The following is a 17,649-nucleotide window of genomic DNA, read 5'->3' as shown; positions in this document are numbered from 1 at the left end:
AACTCAGCAGTCTGCCTGGGGAAATTGTCCAACTGGTCAACTTGCAATCGCTCAACCTCGAAGGCAACGAATTATTCACACTTCCGCCAGAAATCCGAAAAAATGGATTAAGAGCAATTCTTAACTTTTATAAGCAACAACTAGAACAAGAAAGTGAAGACCTCTACGAAGCAAAATTCTTAATTGTTGGCGAAGGAGGAGCAGGTAAAACCTCTTTAGCTAATAAAATTCAAAACGAAACTTACGAACTCCAGCCGGATGAGGAATCAACCGAAGGCATTGAGGTAATCCGGTGGCACTTCACCCAACCAAATGGCAAAGATTTTCGCGTTAACATCTGGGATTTTGGCGGTCAAGAAATCTACCACCAAACCCATCAGTTTTTCCTTACTAAACGTTCTCTCTATGCTTTAGTTGCTGATACTCGCAAAGAAAACACTGACTTTTACTGGTGGTTGAAGGTCGTTGAACTCTTAAGTGACAATAGTCCAGTTATCATCATAAAAAACGAAAAACAAGATCGTCAATGCGAAGTTAATGAGCGCCAATTGCGTGGAGAATTTACTAATTTAAAAGAAGCCCTGCCAACCAACTTAGCCACTAATCGCGGTTTATTAGAGATTAAACAAGCTATTCAAAACTACATCAGCAGACTTCCCCATGTCGGCACACCTCTGCCAAAACTTTGGGTAAGAGTCCGTTCTGCTTTAGAAAATGACCCCCGCAACTACATTAGCTTTTACGAATACAAGAACCTGTGCCGAGATAATAATTTAACTGACGATAAATATCAGATGGATCTGAGTCGCTATCTGCACGACCTTGGCGTTTGCCTACACTTTCAAGACGATTCTACACTTAAACATTGTGTCATCCTTAAACCAGAATGGGGAACTACTGCCGTTTACAAAGTGTTAGACAATAAAAACGTCGAGAAAAATCTGGGATGTTTCACCCAGGATAATCTTAAAGATATCTGGAAAGATAGCGAATATGCGGATATGCGAGATGAACTGCTGCAACTCATGATGCGGTTCAAACTTTGCTACCCAATTCCTAATAGTTCTGGCACTTATATTGCCCCGCAATTACTCGATAGTAACCAACCAGACTATAACTGGAATGAAACTAATAACCTGATTTTACGCTACGAATACAAGTTCATGCCCAAGGGTATTATCACCCGCTTCATTGTTGAAACACACCCTTGGATTGAACAACAAAACCGCGTTTGGAGAAGCGGCGTTGTTCTCAGCAAAGACCAAACTCGTGCAGAAGTTATTGAAAATTACAATCTCAAGGAAATTAAAATCCGTGTAACAGGAAATCGTAAGAAAGAATTGCTAGCTGTTGTCACTCACGAACTCGAAAAAATCCACAAGTCTTTTGAACGTTTGCAGTATGACACCCTGGTTCCTTGTAACTGCAAGGAATGTGAAGGAAGCCTAACACCTTATTCCTATGAATTAGATAAATTATATAAGCGTTTAAAAGCTGGGCGATATCAGATTGAGTGCGAGAACAGTTATGAAATAGTAGATGTCCGCAGGCTAATTGATGATGTCAATCCACAATCCCAATTTGAACCACTACAACAAGAATTGTCTAACGCCAGAGATGAATCATTTAAAAAACAAACCATGATGAATTATCACGACTTCCAAATATTAGTGACAGCAGACCGCAAAATTCGCGCTTCCTCAGAACAAGGCGACGAGTGGGGCGAACTACGGTTAGAAATAAACAGAATTAAGCTGTCATTAAAACTGATTGAGTCTCGTCAAACAGATACCGATTTGCTCAAAGCCATAGGTGGCGAACTCTACCAAGCACTTTTCCCCACAAAGATTCACGGACAATTGCGAGCTACAATGGCAGGCGCACAAGCCAATGGCTACGAGGTACGCTTACGCCTAGTGTTTGAATCTCCCGAAATAGCTGCCCTACCTTGGGAATTTCTCTATGATGAGGCTACTAACACTTTCCTGGCAAACAACACTCAAACAGTACTCTCGCGTTATGTTGACGTTCCCCTACAAAAGCGTGACCCCAAAGCCGCTAGCCTACCGCTTAAAGTGCTGCTAGTCATCTCCAGCCCAAGTAACTTACCTCAATTAGATGTTGCTGGGGAAGAACGCCTTATCCGTGAGGCACTGAAAAAACACATAGATGCAGGCACAATTGAGTTAGATGTGCTACACGAAGCGACTAGAAGTAACATCACTCAAAAGCTTCGGGAAAAGCCTTACAATGTTTTCCATTTCATAGGTCACTGTAAATTTGAGAACAACAAAGGCTGTGTTGCCTTAGAAGATACTGATGGCAAATACAAACTCTTGGATGATGAAGCTTTTGCCAACTTCTTCTTGGGCAACCGTAACCTAGGGTTAGCTGTGCTAAATTCCTGTCAAGGTGCAACGGTATCATCCAACCAAGCATTTGCAGGTATAGCACCAAACCTAGTACGCCGAGAAATCCCCGCAGTAGTCGCCATGCAATATGAAATTCTCGACACCACCGCCAAGCTGTTTGCTGATGAGTTTTACCGCACTCTCGCTTTAGGCTGGCCTGTAGACGCAGCCATGCAAACCACCCGCAACGCCATCTCGATGGAAGTTGGATTAGATAAGCCTGACTTTGCCACACCAGTGCTTTATATGCGGGCTAAGGATGGAATAATTTTGAGTGGGTTGTGATATCGTGTCAACTTAAAGACTGAATCGTTAAAGCGGCAGAGGGAGCAGAGGAAGCAGAGGGGCAGAGGAGATAAGAATAATGACTATTGTCACTTTCAACCCAGAAATAATCTCAGCTTTACCGCTGTATTCACCACAATTTAATTAGTTGTTTACCTTCTAAAAATAAATCAAATCTGTGCATATCTTTCTCAGACTCAAAAGCCGCTACTGGTAAGTAGTGGAATTGAACTTTAGTCATATATAAAAAATAATACTCACCCTTTTTATCAACTTTCGTAAAATGCTCATACCTGAGCTTGGTGATACTCCCATCTTCAAAAAATATTGCAAAGAAGTCTTCATCCATTTCGCAATATCTACTTTGGAAATTCAAGGCAGAAGTTCGCCCTTGTAGACGTAACCAAAGCGGTACAGAGAGAATATAGGCAATAAAACCCAAAAAATATAGCAACCACCAATCAAATTGGTTCTGGATTATAGAAATGATAATATTGATCGCTGCCAAAATTGAAAAGAAAATTAAGAATATTTTCTGGCGTTTATAATAATCAACAGCAATAATTCCTCTTAATTCTTTGGGAGATATTTGAAATTGCTTAGTTCTAATTAGCATAATATTTTATAAATTGTTCTTGAAAATTATTAATAAGGTGCAACTACAGGTAATAAAAGCCGAGAATTCGCCTCACCGCCACAACTTACTGTTAAGGTAATAATCTGAGCATTCAATAAATCTTCGCTATTAATTACTGCACCAGTTCCAGAGTTCATCGGGTAGGCTGGAAAACAGGCTGCACTCAAACTCAGACGTAAGGCGTTACCTTGAGGGATACGCGCACAAGTCGCTTGCAATTGAATTTTTGTAGGTGTGGAATTCGTCCCTGCTCGACAATGCACGTAACCTTGAGTCAAATTATACACTTGCCCATCAGGATGAACTTGCGAAAGTATGGCACACAAATCATAACTCGGTTGATCGGCACTGCAAAAGATTTCTACTATTACATCCCCTGCTAAATGTAAGTCGGCTGCTAGGGGTTGACTAGTGTAAGTTAATATATCTGAGCGTAAATCAAGATGCGATCGCTCAAACACTCCCGCTGGAATTGCTGCATGACCACCCAAAGCTGGAACTGGTCGCCAAGGGTCGTGAACTAACACATCAGTAGTGCTGAGTTCTGAGTGACTTCGGCTTCGCTCAGTCGAACGCTGAGTGCTGAGTGTTCCAGAATCTTCGCGGATGCTAGCCAGTCCGGTAGTTGATAAGTAATAGGATTTTTGAGTTGATGTTGGTAAGTTGGGGAAAGTGCGCCAAATATTACTTCCCATTTCAAATAAGCAGACAGGCTGTTCTTGCAGTAAACCTGTATCTATATCTTTAAGAAACTGGTCAAACCAGCGAATTTGCATCCTATCTACAGGACTAGCTGCTTTCGGGCCGAAGTCAGCATTACCAACTTTACGACCCCAAGGCAAATGTGCCCAAGGCCCAACTAACAAATGTTGGGGTGTACTGCTACGATCTGCCATATCTTTATATAAATGCAGAGTACCCCGCAGGTAAGTATCAAACCATCCCCCAATGTGGAACATAGGCAAATCGACAGTTTGCAAGTGGCGTTTGGGCGAAAGTTCTTGCCAATAAGCTGCATCTGGTTGGGAATTAGCCAACCAATCGTGATAAAAAGATTCAGGAGCTAGAGTTTGCAGAATTTCTGGATTAGTTAAAGGCAAATTCCGAGAAGCAGCAAATAATGCTTGATAAGCTGCTTTATCTTGTCGCAACCTGGCAGTTTCAGTTGCTAATTGAATCGCCCAAGCAAGATTAGTTTGAAAACAGAATGCACCACCTTCATAAGCCCAATCTGTATACAAATCATAGCCAATCATTGCCGGGCAAATTGTTTTTAAAGCCGCTGGTTTAGCAACAGCAGCATATAGCTGAGTCATCCCTTGATAGGAAAAGCCATACATCCCTACCTTGCCATTACTATAAGGAAGATTCGCCGCCCAATTTACCGTATCTTCTCCATCGGCGATTTCATGAACAAATAATTTAAATTCTCCCTCAGAACTGCCTCTTCCTCGGACATCTTGAATAACTACAATGTAACCTTGGGCTGCATACCAACTAGGATGAGCATAGACAACAGTAGATGCGATCGCTCTGCCATAAGGTTGTCGCATTAATAATATCGGAAACTCACCCTCAGCATCAGGACGATAAATATCTGCATCTAAACGCACTCCGTCACGGGTGCGAAAACTAATGTTATATTCAGCCTTTACATTTATAGCCATAGTTAAAAATGTTTCAAAGTCTTATTTTAAGTAGTTGAAGATTGATTTTGAATGTATTTTAATGCTCCGTAAAATGCTCATTTGATGCTCAGACTGAGTAGGTGTGTTGTCCAATTTTATGTTGACATGAATAAATACTTAGTCTAGCCATGCAAGCTATTTGTTATTGACATTTATCAGATAAGATATAAATATTCACACCGACCTACTAATATGTACATCCAAATTAAACCAGAACTAGAACAATTTATTCAGGCACAGCTTGCAAGTGGTAGATTTGCTAGTGCAGATGAGGTCATAAACGAAGCTTTTAAGCTGCTACAAGAAAGAGAAAAGCGAATTGAAGAATTACGACAAAAAATTGCTGTGGGAACTGAACAAATTGCTAAGGGACAAGTAACTGACGGCGAAGTTGTCTTTGCTAGATTACAAGAAAAAATTCGTCTATATAGTGAGGAGCAGTCTGAATGAGTAGTTATTCATTTTCAGATGCAGCAATTCAAGATTTAGAGGAAATTTGTGAATATATTGCTCGTAGTAACCTAAAAGCAGCCAGTAAGCTTTTTGATAACATTTGCCAAAAATGTAAATTAGTAGCTAGTTTTCCCAATATGGGGAAAAGTTATGGAAGCCTTGTATCAAATTTACGCGGATTTTTTGTCGATGATTATATTGTATTTTACTATCCCACAGAAGATGGAATTAGTATTATTAGTGTTGCCAGTGGTTATCGAGATATAGAATCTTTGTTTACAGATGAATAATAAAATTTTATCAATTTTTATGCTGCCATAAAATAATAAGATTTAAAATGTCATTGCGACGAAAAACGTTTCTCCTCGCAATGACACCACTTTAATTTAACAAGGCATCAAAGCATCTAATCTCCCCAGCACCGCCATATCTTCTGCATCTAACTCCATTGGCGTACCACTACGAATTAGTTCTGAAAAATCTTCATTCGGCACCATAATTGTCAATGTATACAAGCGACTCGAACCTGTATTTTTAATTAAATGAGTGCCTGTAGGCGGTACTAATAAACTATCTCCTGCCTTAATAGGAACTTTCTTGCCATCACAAATAGCCATGCCTTCCCCTTTCAGAATAAAAAACATTTCTACTGCCCATTGATGACGATTAGGCGGTGTTTGTCCATCCACCTCAAAAATTTCTACGCAGCAAGTCAAGGAAGTATTAGCATTTGCCGTATCGAAGATAATCGCTAACCGATTAGAATCATGAGGACTAATTCGGTAAACTTGATAATCTTGGGGAGATTTAATAACAGGAATCACACAACGACTAGCGTGCATTTATGTATCTCCTCTGAATAATTACAAGATGCAAAACTCAAGACTCAGCATTTTGCAATGCTGTTAAAATCTCTTGTGAGCCAGTAACAAAACCAAAGCATTGTTTTACGTTGTACAACGTCGCCAGCCAACAATAGTCAGGGGATGTTGTAGCGGTGCAATCTTTCACTAAAATGCAGTCATATCCTAAAAAATTGGCATCACAAAGAGTAGCCATTACACATTGGTCGGCATTAACACCAGCAAAAAATAGTGTCGTCTTTCCCAGGTTCCGCAAGATACTATCTAAGGGAGTATCCCAAAAGCCACTCATGCGGTATTTATCAATCCGAATATCTTCCGGTAACTGTTGGAGTTCATCTACCACTGCTGCTGCCCAACTACCTGCCATAAGTACCTTAGCACCATTGCTAGGTAGAGGATCGCCCAATCCTACGCCGTCGCCTGTAGGGTTGTAAACGTGATGTAAACCAGCGCTAATATTCAGTAAATCGGGACGATTACCCCAATTTAGCCACATTACCGGGACACCAACCCCACGCAGTTGCGGTAGTAAGTTTTGTAAAGGTTCGATTGGCTTACGGGCTGGGGTGACATCTACGCCGATATGCGCTAACCAGCCATCGGGGTGGCAAAAGTCATTTTGCATATCAATGACGATAATGGCAGCTTTTGCCAAGTCAAGTCGCAGGGTTTTAGTTTCAGTTGATAAGATAGCGGATTGTGGGGTCTTTTGTGGACGGGTGATATCTGCGATCGCCTGATTCACTGTCCAAGCATTTGGTGCAACTCCCAATGACCGAAAAGGCTGATTCATAAATTGCAACACCCAAGACCATTTTTTAATTTGTAACCCGAAATTCCCCCAGGCGTTCGATTACTTAATTAAGGTTAAAATCGTGAAGTTTACTATCCAGAATGTTTTAATTCCCACTGATAATGCTTATGCATTCGTTGATGTCCAGATTGTGGACGGTAAAATTGCGGCGATCGCCCCGAATTTAGATGTGATTGGCACAGCAATTAATGGTACACATCAATTATTACTTCCTGGTTTCATCAACGCCCATACCCATTCTTCAGAAATGTGGCAACGTGGAGCGATCCCACCTTTACCTTTAGAATTATGGCTGGCGGAACTCTACGATTTTACCCCTCTTGATTTAGAAAAAGTTTATCTCAGCGCTTTAGGAACGGCGGTAGAAACTCTCCTTTCTGGCGGTACGAGTGTTGTAGATCATTTGGTGTTGATTCCCGGACAAGAGTTTGAAACCATTGCTACTGCTACCCGCGCCTACCAAGAAGTGGGAATTCGGGCTTTTATCGCCCCTTTAATTCAAGATGAATCCCTGACAGCAGGGATACCATCGGGGGAAGCACAACAAACTCATGAACCTTATTTTCGCCCAACGCAAGCAACTCTAGATATTATCGAAGCAGCAGTAAAGCAGTTGCATCGCCCGGATGAGGGTGTAAGTATTTTAGTTGCACCTACAGGAATTCAATTATGTAGTGATGCTTTGTTTACTGGGTGTATTGAATTAAGCGATCGCTATAATCTTTGTCGTCACTCTCACTTACTGGAAACCAAAGCCCAGGAAAAACTCGCCCAAGAAAAATACGGTTGTTCTGCTGTGGAACACCTCAAGCGCATTGGGTATTTAAGCGATCGCACTTCTCTTGCCCATTGCGTCTGGTTGAGCGATGCTGATATTGCTATCCTCGCAGAAACTCAATCTACAGTTGTTCACAACCCCTTGAGTAATCTCCGTCTAGGTAGCGGTGTCGCCCCAATTTTAAAATATCGGCAAGCAGGTGTAAATGTTACCTTTGGTTGTGATGGCGCTTCTAGTAATGATTCACAAGATTTGTTAGAAGCGATTAAAATCGGCTCTATTTTGCACAACATTACAGACTTAGATTATCAGCACTGGATTACACCCAGGCAAGCAGTAACAATGGCATCCTTGGGAGGTGCTAAGGGATTAAATCTTAAAGATCAACTCGGTACTTTATCTGTAGGTAAACAAGCCGATTTAGTACTTTACGATCTGACTAATTTATCTTTATTACCCCGTACAGATCCCATTAGTTTGTTAGTTTTAGGACGCCCTACCAATGTTGTTAGTAGTGCTTGGGTAAATGGTAAACAAATTGTCGCTGATGGCAAAGTTACTACAATCAACGTTGACGATTTGCGACAAGAAATATTTAAACACAGCCAGTGGCATAGTCAACGCCAGTCTCCAACTGTAGCCCAACTTGCAGCGCATTATCGTACAGTTATGGGTTTGTCTTAATCATAGAGAAAGGGACAAGGGGACAAGGAAGAAAAAATCCTTGTCTCTTGACAACATCTACTTATTTACACCCCAAACTCTCGCGGGTAGAAACACCAGTAACTGGATTAATTCCATCGGCGCGATCGCATAATAATGCCACTTGATAGCGATCAATCAACGCGTCTGTAAAATCAGCACCAGTAATCACCGCATCATAAAAGCGACTATTGGTCAAAGTTGCTTCTGTAAAAATCGCATTTTTGAGGTTTGCACTATCAAAAGTTACCCGATCGACCAAAGCACCGCTGAGGTTTGCATCTTCTAAATTTGCTTTTAACAAAACGCCCTTAGTCAAAATAGCGTTGGTTAAATTTGCTCCTTGAAAATTTGCTTCCCGCATTTCCGCTGCTACAAATTTCGCACCAGCCAAATCAGTGTGGGAAAAGTCGCGATTTTCTAAATGGGTATTGTTATAGTTGATGGTCTTTGCTTGCGCAAAAGCTGGTTTAGGAGTAAAGATAACCCATAAACCAGCCAGGAGCAAAATTAGTATTAAACTCAAAAAGCGTAGCCAAAACTTTTTCATAGCTTTTTCTTAGAGTCAAAAGTCCAAAGTCCATAGTCAAAAGTCCTACATATATATTCTGAACTATTGACTCTTGACTCTTGACCATTGACTCTTGACTACTTCCAATCTTTACCAATTCGGATTGTCAAGTCAGATTCCAAATCACCAGTAGCTGAAACTTCGATTTGACCTAAACCAACAATTTGTTGCAAGTCAATTCCTAGTTCTCGCTTACCTTTTTGGACAATAATTTGAGTTTGGCGTTGAGTATCAGGCCAATCTGGCACTGCGTAAACACTGGTAAAACCTTTTTGTTTGAGATAATTGATAACTTTTTCAGTTAACTGAGGTTGATTAGAAGCATTTTGAATAGCAATTTTGAGTTTAGGCACTGGTCGCACATCGGGCTTAAGACCAGGTACATTTACCCCAACATAATCATTCAATAGGTTCTGTTGCCCAGTCATATTCAACCAATAACTATTGGGGTCTTGGCTGAAACGGCTGAAGCCACCAGGTAACACGGTCATTTGGAAATTATCCCTGTCTAAGTTTACAGAGAAATTCACCAATGCCATCATTTCTTCGATTTTCAGGTTGGTATCAAAGTACTTCCGCATAATCCGAGTTAATTGCGGCAACCTGGGTAAGACAGTAGGACTATTGAGGCGTTCTAGTAACGCTTTCATGAGTGCTTGCTGCCGTTGTACTCTTGGTAAATCCCCCAAACCTGAGTCGCGGTAACGCACAAATAGTTCTGCTTGTTCGCCGTTGAGAGTTTGCCAGCCGCTAACTAAATTAACTGACTGTCGGCTAGAGGTGCCTTCATAAGACATAGCTTTAGGGACAAAGACCTCTACCCCACCCAACTGATCTACCAACTGGCGTAAGCCACTGGTGGAGATGCGCATATAGCGATCGATTGGGGCATTGTTTAAAGTCCGGCTGACTACCCGCGCTGCCAAAACTGGGCCACCTTGGGCGTTAGCATCGGATACTTTTGTCAATCCCTTTTCTGGGATCGCAATCATCGTATCCCTAGGAATTGAAAGCACTTTGATCGATTTATCACCAGGGTTAAGCCTCACCATCAGCATGGTGTCACTTTTGCCTGCAAAACTTTCAGGTGAGCCATCAACAGTACCTCTGACTGGTTCAATCCCCATAATTAAAATATTCATGGGTCTTGAAAGCTGATACTCGGAGATTTTACCCCATAGTTCCCCAGGCAGGGGGATTTTTTGCTGATCCTTAGTAGCTACTCCTGCGTCTTCATCGGTTTGATCGAGATTACTCCATAAAGGAGTCCACAACGCCAAGGTGGATACTAAAAGCCCAGATAAAACGACTCCCAAAACAACGGTTAAAATCCACAATAGCCATCGCGGCATGGTTAAGCCCAAGCGCTCATAAAGCTGATTGGGGATTTCACCTACAGACTCTACAACACCACGGGAAACATGAGGTGGTTCCTTTGGTGTAACTTCCGGCTCTGGTGCTGGTGCTTGTTGAGGTGTAACCTGATTTTCTGAGTGTTGTAATTGTTGAGGTTCAACCTCATCTAAATCTAAAACTGGTACTTGCTGAGGCGTAACTTGATTTTCTGTCCATTGCATTTGTTTAATCACAATTATCTCCCCACTCAACCACTCCCTAAAAGTATGTTAATGCAAGCTACAAATCTTGCCAGTGGATAAGCCCACTGTAAACTTGTAGTGTTCTTTAGTAGGTCTGTATGACAAAATGACTAACTCATTGTTCCCCGTGATCCTTGCTGGTGGTAAAGGTGAGCGTTTTTGGCCATTGAGTCGTTCTGGGCGACCCAAGCAATTTTTAAGCCTTGATGGTAGCTCTAGGAGCCTACTACAAGCAACCGCCGATCGACTGATAGAGCTCGTAGGCGGATGGGATTCCTTGTTTGTCATAACTTCTAAACAAATAGCTGAAGGAGTGCGACAACAACTGCCACAACTGCCGTCACAAAATTTATTGATCGAGTCAGAGGGAAGAGACACTGCCGCAGCTGTTGCTTGGACAAGTTTAGAAATCAAACAGCGTTATGGAGAAGACGCTATCATCGGCTTTTTCCCCGCTGACCACTGGATTGCCGATCAAAAAGCATTTGCAGACACATTAAATGCTGCTAGCTCTTTGGCGGCAAGTACAGAAGCGATTGTCACTCTGGGGATCAAGCCTACTTTCCCATCAACTGGTTACGGCTATATCGAACAAGGCGCAAAAATTGGTAACTTTAATGAGTTGCCAGCTTATCACGTCAACCGCTTTACTGAAAAGCCCAACCGAGAAACGGCTGAATCTTTTTTGTCAACGGGGCGTTTTAGCTGGAATAGTGGCATGTTCGTTTTTCGAGCTGGGGTGGTTCTGAAGGAACTGTATACCCATGCACCGGAAATTATCGAACCTCTAGCACAAAATGGTCCTGATATTTATCCGCAGTTGCCTAAAAAAAGTATAGACTATGCTCTCATGGAAAAGACCACTTTAGCATATGTCTTACCAGTGGCATTTGGTTGGGATGATCTAGGCGATTGGAATGCAATTGAGCGCTTACTGAAAACAGAAGAGAATCCCAATGTGGAACTTGCTACCCATGTTGGACTGGATACCAACGGAGCACTGCTTTACGCCACCGATCCCGAAGACGTAATTGTTACCATAGGCTTAGAGGATGTTGTGATTGTGCGCGATCGCAAAGTCACCCTCATAGTCAAAAAAGACCGTACCCAGGAAATTAAGCAGATTCTCAAAACACTCCAAAGCGATCCCCGATTCACCGACTTGCTATAGCTGTAAAAGTTAAAACCCTTGGCAGAGGCTAAAATCCTGCTTTTTTCATTATAACTTGATTAGGACTGGTGCCTAGGGATTGGGGAACTAAGTATTGTGTACGAAAGATTGAGAAACTAAGAATTAAAACTATAACAAGTTTCTTCTCAATCCCAATACCCAGTCCTCAATTCCCCATCTCCAATCCCCAGTTCCTAGCTTCCAATCCCCGATCCCCTGTCTTTGACAAAAATGTTCCTCACTCAAACAGTTCCGCGTCAACGAGAAATTATCGAAGTAGTCCTGCGTAACGGTTGGGACTATATGCGTAGGCTACTTACCGGTGGCAAAGCTGATGAACCGCAGTTACCCACACCTGCGGTGTTAAAAAATATTTTGGTGGATTTGGGGCCTGTTTATGTCAAACTAGGTCAGCTACTTTCTACCCGTCCAGACTTACTCAGTGCTGGCTACATTGATGAACTATCTACGCTGCAAGATGAAGTTCCACCAGTTCCCTGGACAGAAATAGAAGTACTTTTGCGCCAACAGCTAAAAACCCCACTGGAACAAACTTTCCAGAAAATTAATCCTGTGCCGGTCGCTGCGGGATCAATTGCCCAAACACATCGAGCTACATTAGCAGACGGTAGGGAAGTTGCTTTAAAAGTACAACGTCCGGGGATCGATATTACAGTTGCCCAAGATATTGCTTTAATTCAAGGGATTGCCGATTTGGTAGCCCGAACTGATTTTGGCAAAACCTACGAAATTAAATCTACTGCCGAAGAATTTACTAAAGCATTAGAAGCCGAGTTAGATTTCACACGGGAAGCAGGATATACAGACCAACTGCGCAAGAACTTATCTCATAGCCGCTGGTTTGATCCCCAACAAATAGTAGTTGCTGAAGTCTACTGGGAATTAACTACAGAAAAATTAATGGTAATGGAGTGGCTGGAGGGTGTACCCATACTCTCAGCCAATTTCAGTAGTAATAATAATGGTAAAGATCCCGTTACAGAACGCAAAGCGATCACGACTTTACTATTTCGAGCTTTTTTCCAACAACTATATATAGATGGATTTTTTCATGCCGATCCTCATCCGGGAAATTTGTTTTATCTCGAAGATGGGCGGATTGCCTTGTTAGATTGTGGCATGGTGGGCAGACTTGATCCCCGCACCCAGCAGATATTAACAGAAATGCTGTTAGCGATCGTGGATTTAGATGCTCAACGATGTGCGCAGTTAACTTTACAGTTAGCAGATTCCAGCCAGCCAGTAATTTTAGCTCGCTTGGAAAATGATTATGACCGGATGCTGCGAAAGTATCTCAACATCAATTTATCGGAAATTAATTTCAGTCAAGTTATTTACGAAATTCTGCAAGTTGCCCGTAATAATAAAATTCGCTTGCCCAGTAACATGGGCTTGTATGCCAAAACCTTGGCTAACTTAGAAGGTTTGGCGCGGGGATTTAACCCAGAACTGAACTTTATCGACGAAATTCAACCATTGCTCACAGACTTGTTTCGCCGCCAGTTAGTAGGAGCTAATCCTTTGCGATCGCTCTTAAGAACCGCATTGGATCTCAAAAGTCTGTCTTTACAATCGCCCCGCCAGATTGAATTGTTATTAGACCGAGTAACTTCGGAAACCTTGCAGTGGAATTTATCGCTACGGGGTTTAGATGGTGTCAGGCGGACTATGGACGATGCTGCCAATCGCCTTTCTTTTAGCATCTTGGTAGGTTCACTGATTATGGGTGCAGCAACTATTTCCAACCACGCACAGACAACTCAACTATCTTTTTTAAGCAGTGTCCTCTTTGCATTTGCTAGTTTGTTGGGGCTGTCACTCATAATTAGTATTTTGCGCTCAGGTCGTTTAAAATGAGGCCTATGCCGATAATAGTGGCTGAAAACCTGAGCAAATTTTATCCAGTGGCGGTGAAAGAGCCGGGCATTAAAGGGACAATTAACCACTTTTTCCGCCGCACCTACCGTTCAATTAAAGCAGTTCAGAATGTTTCCTTTGAAATTGCTACTGGGGAAGTAGTAGGTTTTCTAGGGCCAAATGGTGCAGGTAAAACTACCACCCTGAAAATGCTGACGGGACTGATTCATCCTTCTAGCGGTAGCGTTAGAGTCGCGGGACAAGTTCCCTTTGCTCGCCAAGAAGCATTTTTGCAAAAGATTACCTTGGTGATGGGGCAAAAGCAGCAGTTGATTTGGGATTTACCAGCTCTTGATTCTTTAAGAATTAACGCTGCTGTTTACAACATCTCCGATCAAGAGTTCCGGCGGCGGGTGGGTGAATTAGCGGAGATGCTTTCTCTAGAAAGTAAGCTTACCCAACCAGTACGAAAACTGTCTTTGGGTGAACGCATGAAGGCGGAACTTTTAGCCGCACTATTGCACCGTCCCCAGGTATTGTTTTTAGATGAACCCACCTTGGGGTTAGATGTGAATGCTCAAGCAGGAGTGCGTGATTTTTTACGCGAGTACAATCAGCGTTACCAAGCGACTGTGCTGTTAACTAGCCATTACATGGCTGATATTACAGCTTTATGTCAGCGAGTGCTGTTGATTCATCAAGGAGAGCTAATGTACGATGGCAGCCTAGATGAACTGCTAGAACGCTTTGCTCCTTACCGAGAAATTCACGTCGAGTTAGCCCAATGTTTGCCTAGAGAAAAACTCGCATTTTATGGTGATATGCAACTTTTAGAAGGGCGGACTGTACGTTTTTTAGTTCCCCAAGAAGTGCTCACCCAAACTGTATCTCAGATTTTGGCTGATTTGGAGGTAGTGGATTTAAAAGTAACTGAACCGCCTGTAGAGGAAGTTATCGGCAAAGTGTTTCAGGCGGGAGTTGTATAGTAAGTGCTGAGTAGGGTGGGCGGTGCCCACCATTACTTTAAGCTTTAATTAGATAAGCTTTTGCTGGGCGATGACTACAATTGAAATTATCTATAAAAAGACAATTAATAACGATCAGAAATAAATGAAGCGAATTATTAGAAAAGCCCTAACTTTGCTTTCAGTTTACTACGCCTATATCCTTGAGTACCGGGCAGAAATGATTTTCTGGGTTTTGTCTGGTTCTTTACCTATTATATTTATGGGTATTTGGATACAGGCGGCACAGAATGGACGCTTAAATTTAACACCTGTAGATTTTGCTCGTTACTTTTTAGCAGTATTTATTATTAGGCAATTTACTGCTGTATGGGTAATTTGGGATTTTCAAAAAGAGGTAGTGGAAGGTAAATTGTCGCCCAAGCTTCTACAACCTCTCGATCCTGTATGGCATCATGTTGCAACCCACGTTGCTGATCGAGTTGCTCGCCTTCAATTTACATTTCTATTAATACTATTATTTTTCATCCTTTATCCCCAAGCCTTTTGGTTGCCCAGCTTGGGTAAATTGTTATTGTTTTTGTTATCAGTAGCGTTAGCTTTTACTTTACGATTTATTATTCAATACACCTTTGCGATGTTAGCTTTTTGGACAGAACGGGCTACTGCTTTAGAAAATCTTTGGTTATTATTTTATTTATTTTTATCTGGTTTAATTGCACCATTAGAAGTATTTCCTGAATCTGTAAGGATGGTACTTATGTGGACCCCTTTTCCTTATTTAGTAGATTTCCCGGCGAGTATTTTGGTTGGTCTACCTGTAGATTTAGTCCGAGGTTTTTTATCATTGGTAGGTTGGGCATTAATATTTTTCTGTGTGAATCGCTGGCTGTGGCGTAGGGGCTTGAAGCAGTATTCTGGGATGGGAGCGTAAATAATTTAACACCCATCTTTTACACGTTCAAGGATTTATTTATATTACAATACGGTTCAGTTAAGAAAATTACTCTGTGGAGGCAAGGGAACAGGGAACGGGGAACAGAGGCAGACAAAACAGGCTTATCTGAACTGTATTGATTTATATTAGTAATACACATTGTCTACAAATCACTTGGGATTGTCTTAAACTTCTTCGCTGAACCTAAAGAATAATCTTCTAATTTAAAATCTGCAAAAGGTTTCTTTTCTAACCTATTCCTAAGAGCTTCATCGACAATTACGCCATCTGATTTTTTCTTCACGCCAATAATAATAATACTTCTTTGATATGCAGTTAAATCTTGATTTGGCTGACAATCACTTCGTTGAAATTGCCCAAGATTTAATAAGCGATAACCTTTAACAGAGGAAGTATTATTAAATAATTTTTTGGCTAAAAGTTGGATTTGCTTAGAACGTTCTAAAGCGCGGCGTTGTTCAACAGCTAGGTCACCCTCACAAGAAGCTGTACCTACAGAAATAATTTCGTTAGGATTTTCCATTATATTCTGTATACCTTCTTGTTCTAAATTTAACTTTAAAACTTCTAAACTAATAATTGTATCGTTATATTTAATTTGAAAATTACTACCTAAAAGCCATTTATATTCTACTGATAAAACAGCTATGTTAAATTCCGCAATTCTACCCTTCCTATCTTTACCTTCTGCATAGGGAAAATAATCTACTTTGCCTTTTCGTTCTGGTACTTGTCCATAATTAGGAACTGAAGTAAATTTTAGCGTTCCCAGAAATAAAGCTATTACACCCAGTAATCCTAATGAGGCCAAGAGTGCTCCTACTAATGCCAGCAGTGGCATTTTTGCTGGCTGCTTCTCTGGGGATGTCAAGGTTTTGCTAGCTGGCGAAGCTAACTGTTCTGTTTGGTGATTTCCCTGCAAATTCACAGTTGTAGTTGCAGTTAATTTTTGTTCAATTTCTGCTAATCGCTGCAAAATTTCTTGAGCATTGGTGGGACGGTTTTTGATCTCCGGTGCCATTAACCAATCAATTAGATTTAATAGCAAGATTGAGATATGAGTCGCACGATTCCGCCAGTGCAAAACATTATGCTGGATATCATACATATCTAAGGGATGATATCCTGTCAGCAAAAATACAAGGGTGCGTCCCAACGCAAAGAAATCGGATTGCGGTACAGCTTGGCCATGCATTTGTTCTGGGGCGCTATAGCCAGATGACATAATTGCATTCATCCCAGTTAAAGTTTTGGCTACTTCTTTAGCTGTGCCAAAATCAATCAAGACCAAGTCTCCCCCATCTTCCTGGCTAAGGGGATTTGCAGCAGTGCGAAGCATAATATTACATGGCTTAATATCTCGATGCAGGTATTGCTTGCCATGTAATACAACTAAAATCTCTACCAACTGTTTTAACCAGGCTATAGCTTGTGCTTGAGAAATGGGGAGATTGTTCTGCTGCTTTAGCCATTGATCTAAGTTGAGTCCGTCAATTTTCTCCATTGCCAGACAGTGCAACAGCAAACCATTTCTGGTTTGATACTGAAAGTAACCATCGACTTTGGGTATACCAGGATGATTTAACTGTTGCAACACAGCTACCTCCTGCTGGAATAGTTCTACTACCTTCGCCTCTCCAGAAAGATCCTCCTGAAGCACCTTGAGGATTTTTGGTATGTCTTGTGCGTATGCTTCATAAACATTACTAAAGCCAGTTTTGTCACTTAACAGCCGCATTACTCGGTAGCGGTCCAGCAATTCCAACTCGGAACCACAATTTAGGCAAAAGCGCTGTTCCTCCTGATCTGATTGATTGGGTTGAGGACACACGGGATTAATACAAAGGCTCATGACTGACCGATCGGTGATATAA

General features: G+C 41.6%; 15 protein-coding genes. 8 read left to right on the top strand and 7 right to left on the bottom strand.

Features of this window, described 5'->3' with window-relative positions; translation table 11 throughout:
* Positions 1 to 2,696: COR domain-containing protein (locus BV372_RS20725; protein WP_086688381.1), on the top strand; the 2,696-nt coding region annotated here is incomplete at its 5' end.
* Positions 2,697 to 2,826: 130 nt separating this feature from the next.
* Here BV372_RS20725 and BV372_RS20720 read toward each other — a convergent pair.
* On the bottom strand, positions 2,827 to 3,312 hold the full coding sequence (locus BV372_RS20720) for a YcxB family protein (protein WP_086688380.1): 486 nt from the start codon (positions 3,310 to 3,312) through the stop codon (positions 2,827 to 2,829).
* Positions 3,313 to 3,341: 29 nt separating this feature from the next.
* The gene (locus tag BV372_RS20715) at positions 3,342 to 5,000 is read right to left on the bottom strand and encodes a CocE/NonD family hydrolase (RefSeq protein ID WP_086688379.1); all 1,659 of its coding nucleotides are present in this window, start codon (positions 4,998 to 5,000) and stop codon (positions 3,342 to 3,344) included.
* A gap of 213 nt (positions 5,001 to 5,213) precedes the next feature.
* On the opposite strand from BV372_RS20715, the gene BV372_RS20710 reads away from it, so the two are divergent.
* Positions 5,214 to 5,471 (top strand): type II toxin-antitoxin system ParD family antitoxin, encoded by a 258-nt coding sequence (locus BV372_RS20710; RefSeq protein WP_086688378.1) that lies wholly within the window; start codon positions 5,214 to 5,216, stop codon positions 5,469 to 5,471.
* Positions 5,468 to 5,764 (top strand): type II toxin-antitoxin system RelE/ParE family toxin, encoded by a 297-nt coding sequence (locus BV372_RS20705; protein WP_086688377.1) that lies wholly within the window; start codon positions 5,468 to 5,470, stop codon positions 5,762 to 5,764. The genes BV372_RS20710 and BV372_RS20705 overlap by 4 nt, the downstream gene beginning before the upstream one ends.
* Before the next feature lie 96 nt (positions 5,765 to 5,860).
* On the opposite strand, the gene BV372_RS20700 is transcribed toward BV372_RS20705, so the two are convergent.
* Positions 5,861 to 6,316, bottom strand: a complete 456-nt coding sequence (locus BV372_RS20700; RefSeq protein WP_086688376.1) for a cupin domain-containing protein — start codon at positions 6,314 to 6,316, stop codon at positions 5,861 to 5,863.
* A 37-nt stretch (positions 6,317 to 6,353) separates the two neighbouring features.
* Entirely contained in the window at positions 6,354 to 7,133 is a 780-nt protein-coding gene (locus BV372_RS20695; protein ID WP_086688375.1) for a cysteine hydrolase family protein, read from the bottom strand.
* An 82-nt stretch (positions 7,134 to 7,215) separates the two neighbouring features.
* On the opposite strand from BV372_RS20695, the gene BV372_RS20690 reads away from it, so the two are divergent.
* Entirely contained in the window at positions 7,216 to 8,616 is a 1,401-nt protein-coding gene (locus BV372_RS20690; protein ID WP_086688374.1) for an amidohydrolase, read from the top strand.
* Positions 8,617 to 8,677: 61 nt separating this feature from the next.
* On the opposite strand, the gene BV372_RS20685 is transcribed toward BV372_RS20690, so the two are convergent.
* Positions 8,678 to 9,184, bottom strand: coding sequence for a pentapeptide repeat-containing protein (locus tag BV372_RS20685; protein WP_086688373.1), 507 nt, complete (start codon positions 9,182 to 9,184; stop codon positions 8,678 to 8,680).
* Positions 9,185 to 9,282: 98 nt separating this feature from the next.
* Positions 9,283 to 10,794: an LCP family protein gene (locus BV372_RS20680; RefSeq protein ID WP_086688372.1), complete on the bottom strand. Its 1,512-nt coding sequence runs from the start codon at positions 10,792 to 10,794 to the stop codon at positions 9,283 to 9,285.
* Between the two features lie 115 nt (positions 10,795 to 10,909).
* Here BV372_RS20680 and BV372_RS20675 point away from each other — a divergent pair, with 115 nt between their 5' ends.
* The 4 genes from BV372_RS20675 (at position 10,910) to BV372_RS20660 (ending at position 15,751) form a co-directional block, all read left to right on the top strand.
* Complete coding sequence (locus tag BV372_RS20675) at positions 10,910 to 11,974, top strand: mannose-1-phosphate guanylyltransferase (protein WP_086688371.1); 1,065 nt, start codon at positions 10,910 to 10,912, stop codon at positions 11,972 to 11,974.
* 231 nt (positions 11,975 to 12,205) lie between these two features.
* Positions 12,206 to 13,852 (top strand): AarF/ABC1/UbiB kinase family protein, encoded by a 1,647-nt coding sequence (locus BV372_RS20670; RefSeq protein WP_086688370.1) that lies wholly within the window; start codon positions 12,206 to 12,208, stop codon positions 13,850 to 13,852.
* A 5-nt stretch (positions 13,853 to 13,857) separates the two neighbouring features.
* Positions 13,858 to 14,838, top strand: a complete 981-nt coding sequence (locus BV372_RS20665; RefSeq protein ID WP_086688383.1) for an ATP-binding cassette domain-containing protein — start codon at positions 13,858 to 13,860, stop codon at positions 14,836 to 14,838.
* A 124-nt stretch (positions 14,839 to 14,962) separates the two neighbouring features.
* Entirely contained in the window at positions 14,963 to 15,751 is a 789-nt protein-coding gene (locus BV372_RS20660) for an ABC-2 family transporter protein (RefSeq protein ID WP_086688369.1), read from the top strand.
* A gap of 166 nt (positions 15,752 to 15,917) precedes the next feature.
* Here the strand turns inward: BV372_RS20660 and BV372_RS20655 are convergent, their stop codons facing one another.
* On the bottom strand, positions 15,918 to 17,627 hold the full coding sequence (locus BV372_RS20655) for a serine/threonine-protein kinase (RefSeq protein WP_086688368.1): 1,710 nt from the start codon (positions 17,625 to 17,627) through the stop codon (positions 15,918 to 15,920).
* Between the last annotated feature and the right edge of the window lie 22 nt (positions 17,628 to 17,649).

Source organism: Nostoc sp. T09 (assembly GCF_002154695.1).
Lineage (GTDB): Bacteria > Cyanobacteriota > Cyanobacteriia > Cyanobacteriales > Nostocaceae > Aulosira.
This window is presented reverse-complemented; position numbering and strand designations above follow the sequence as displayed.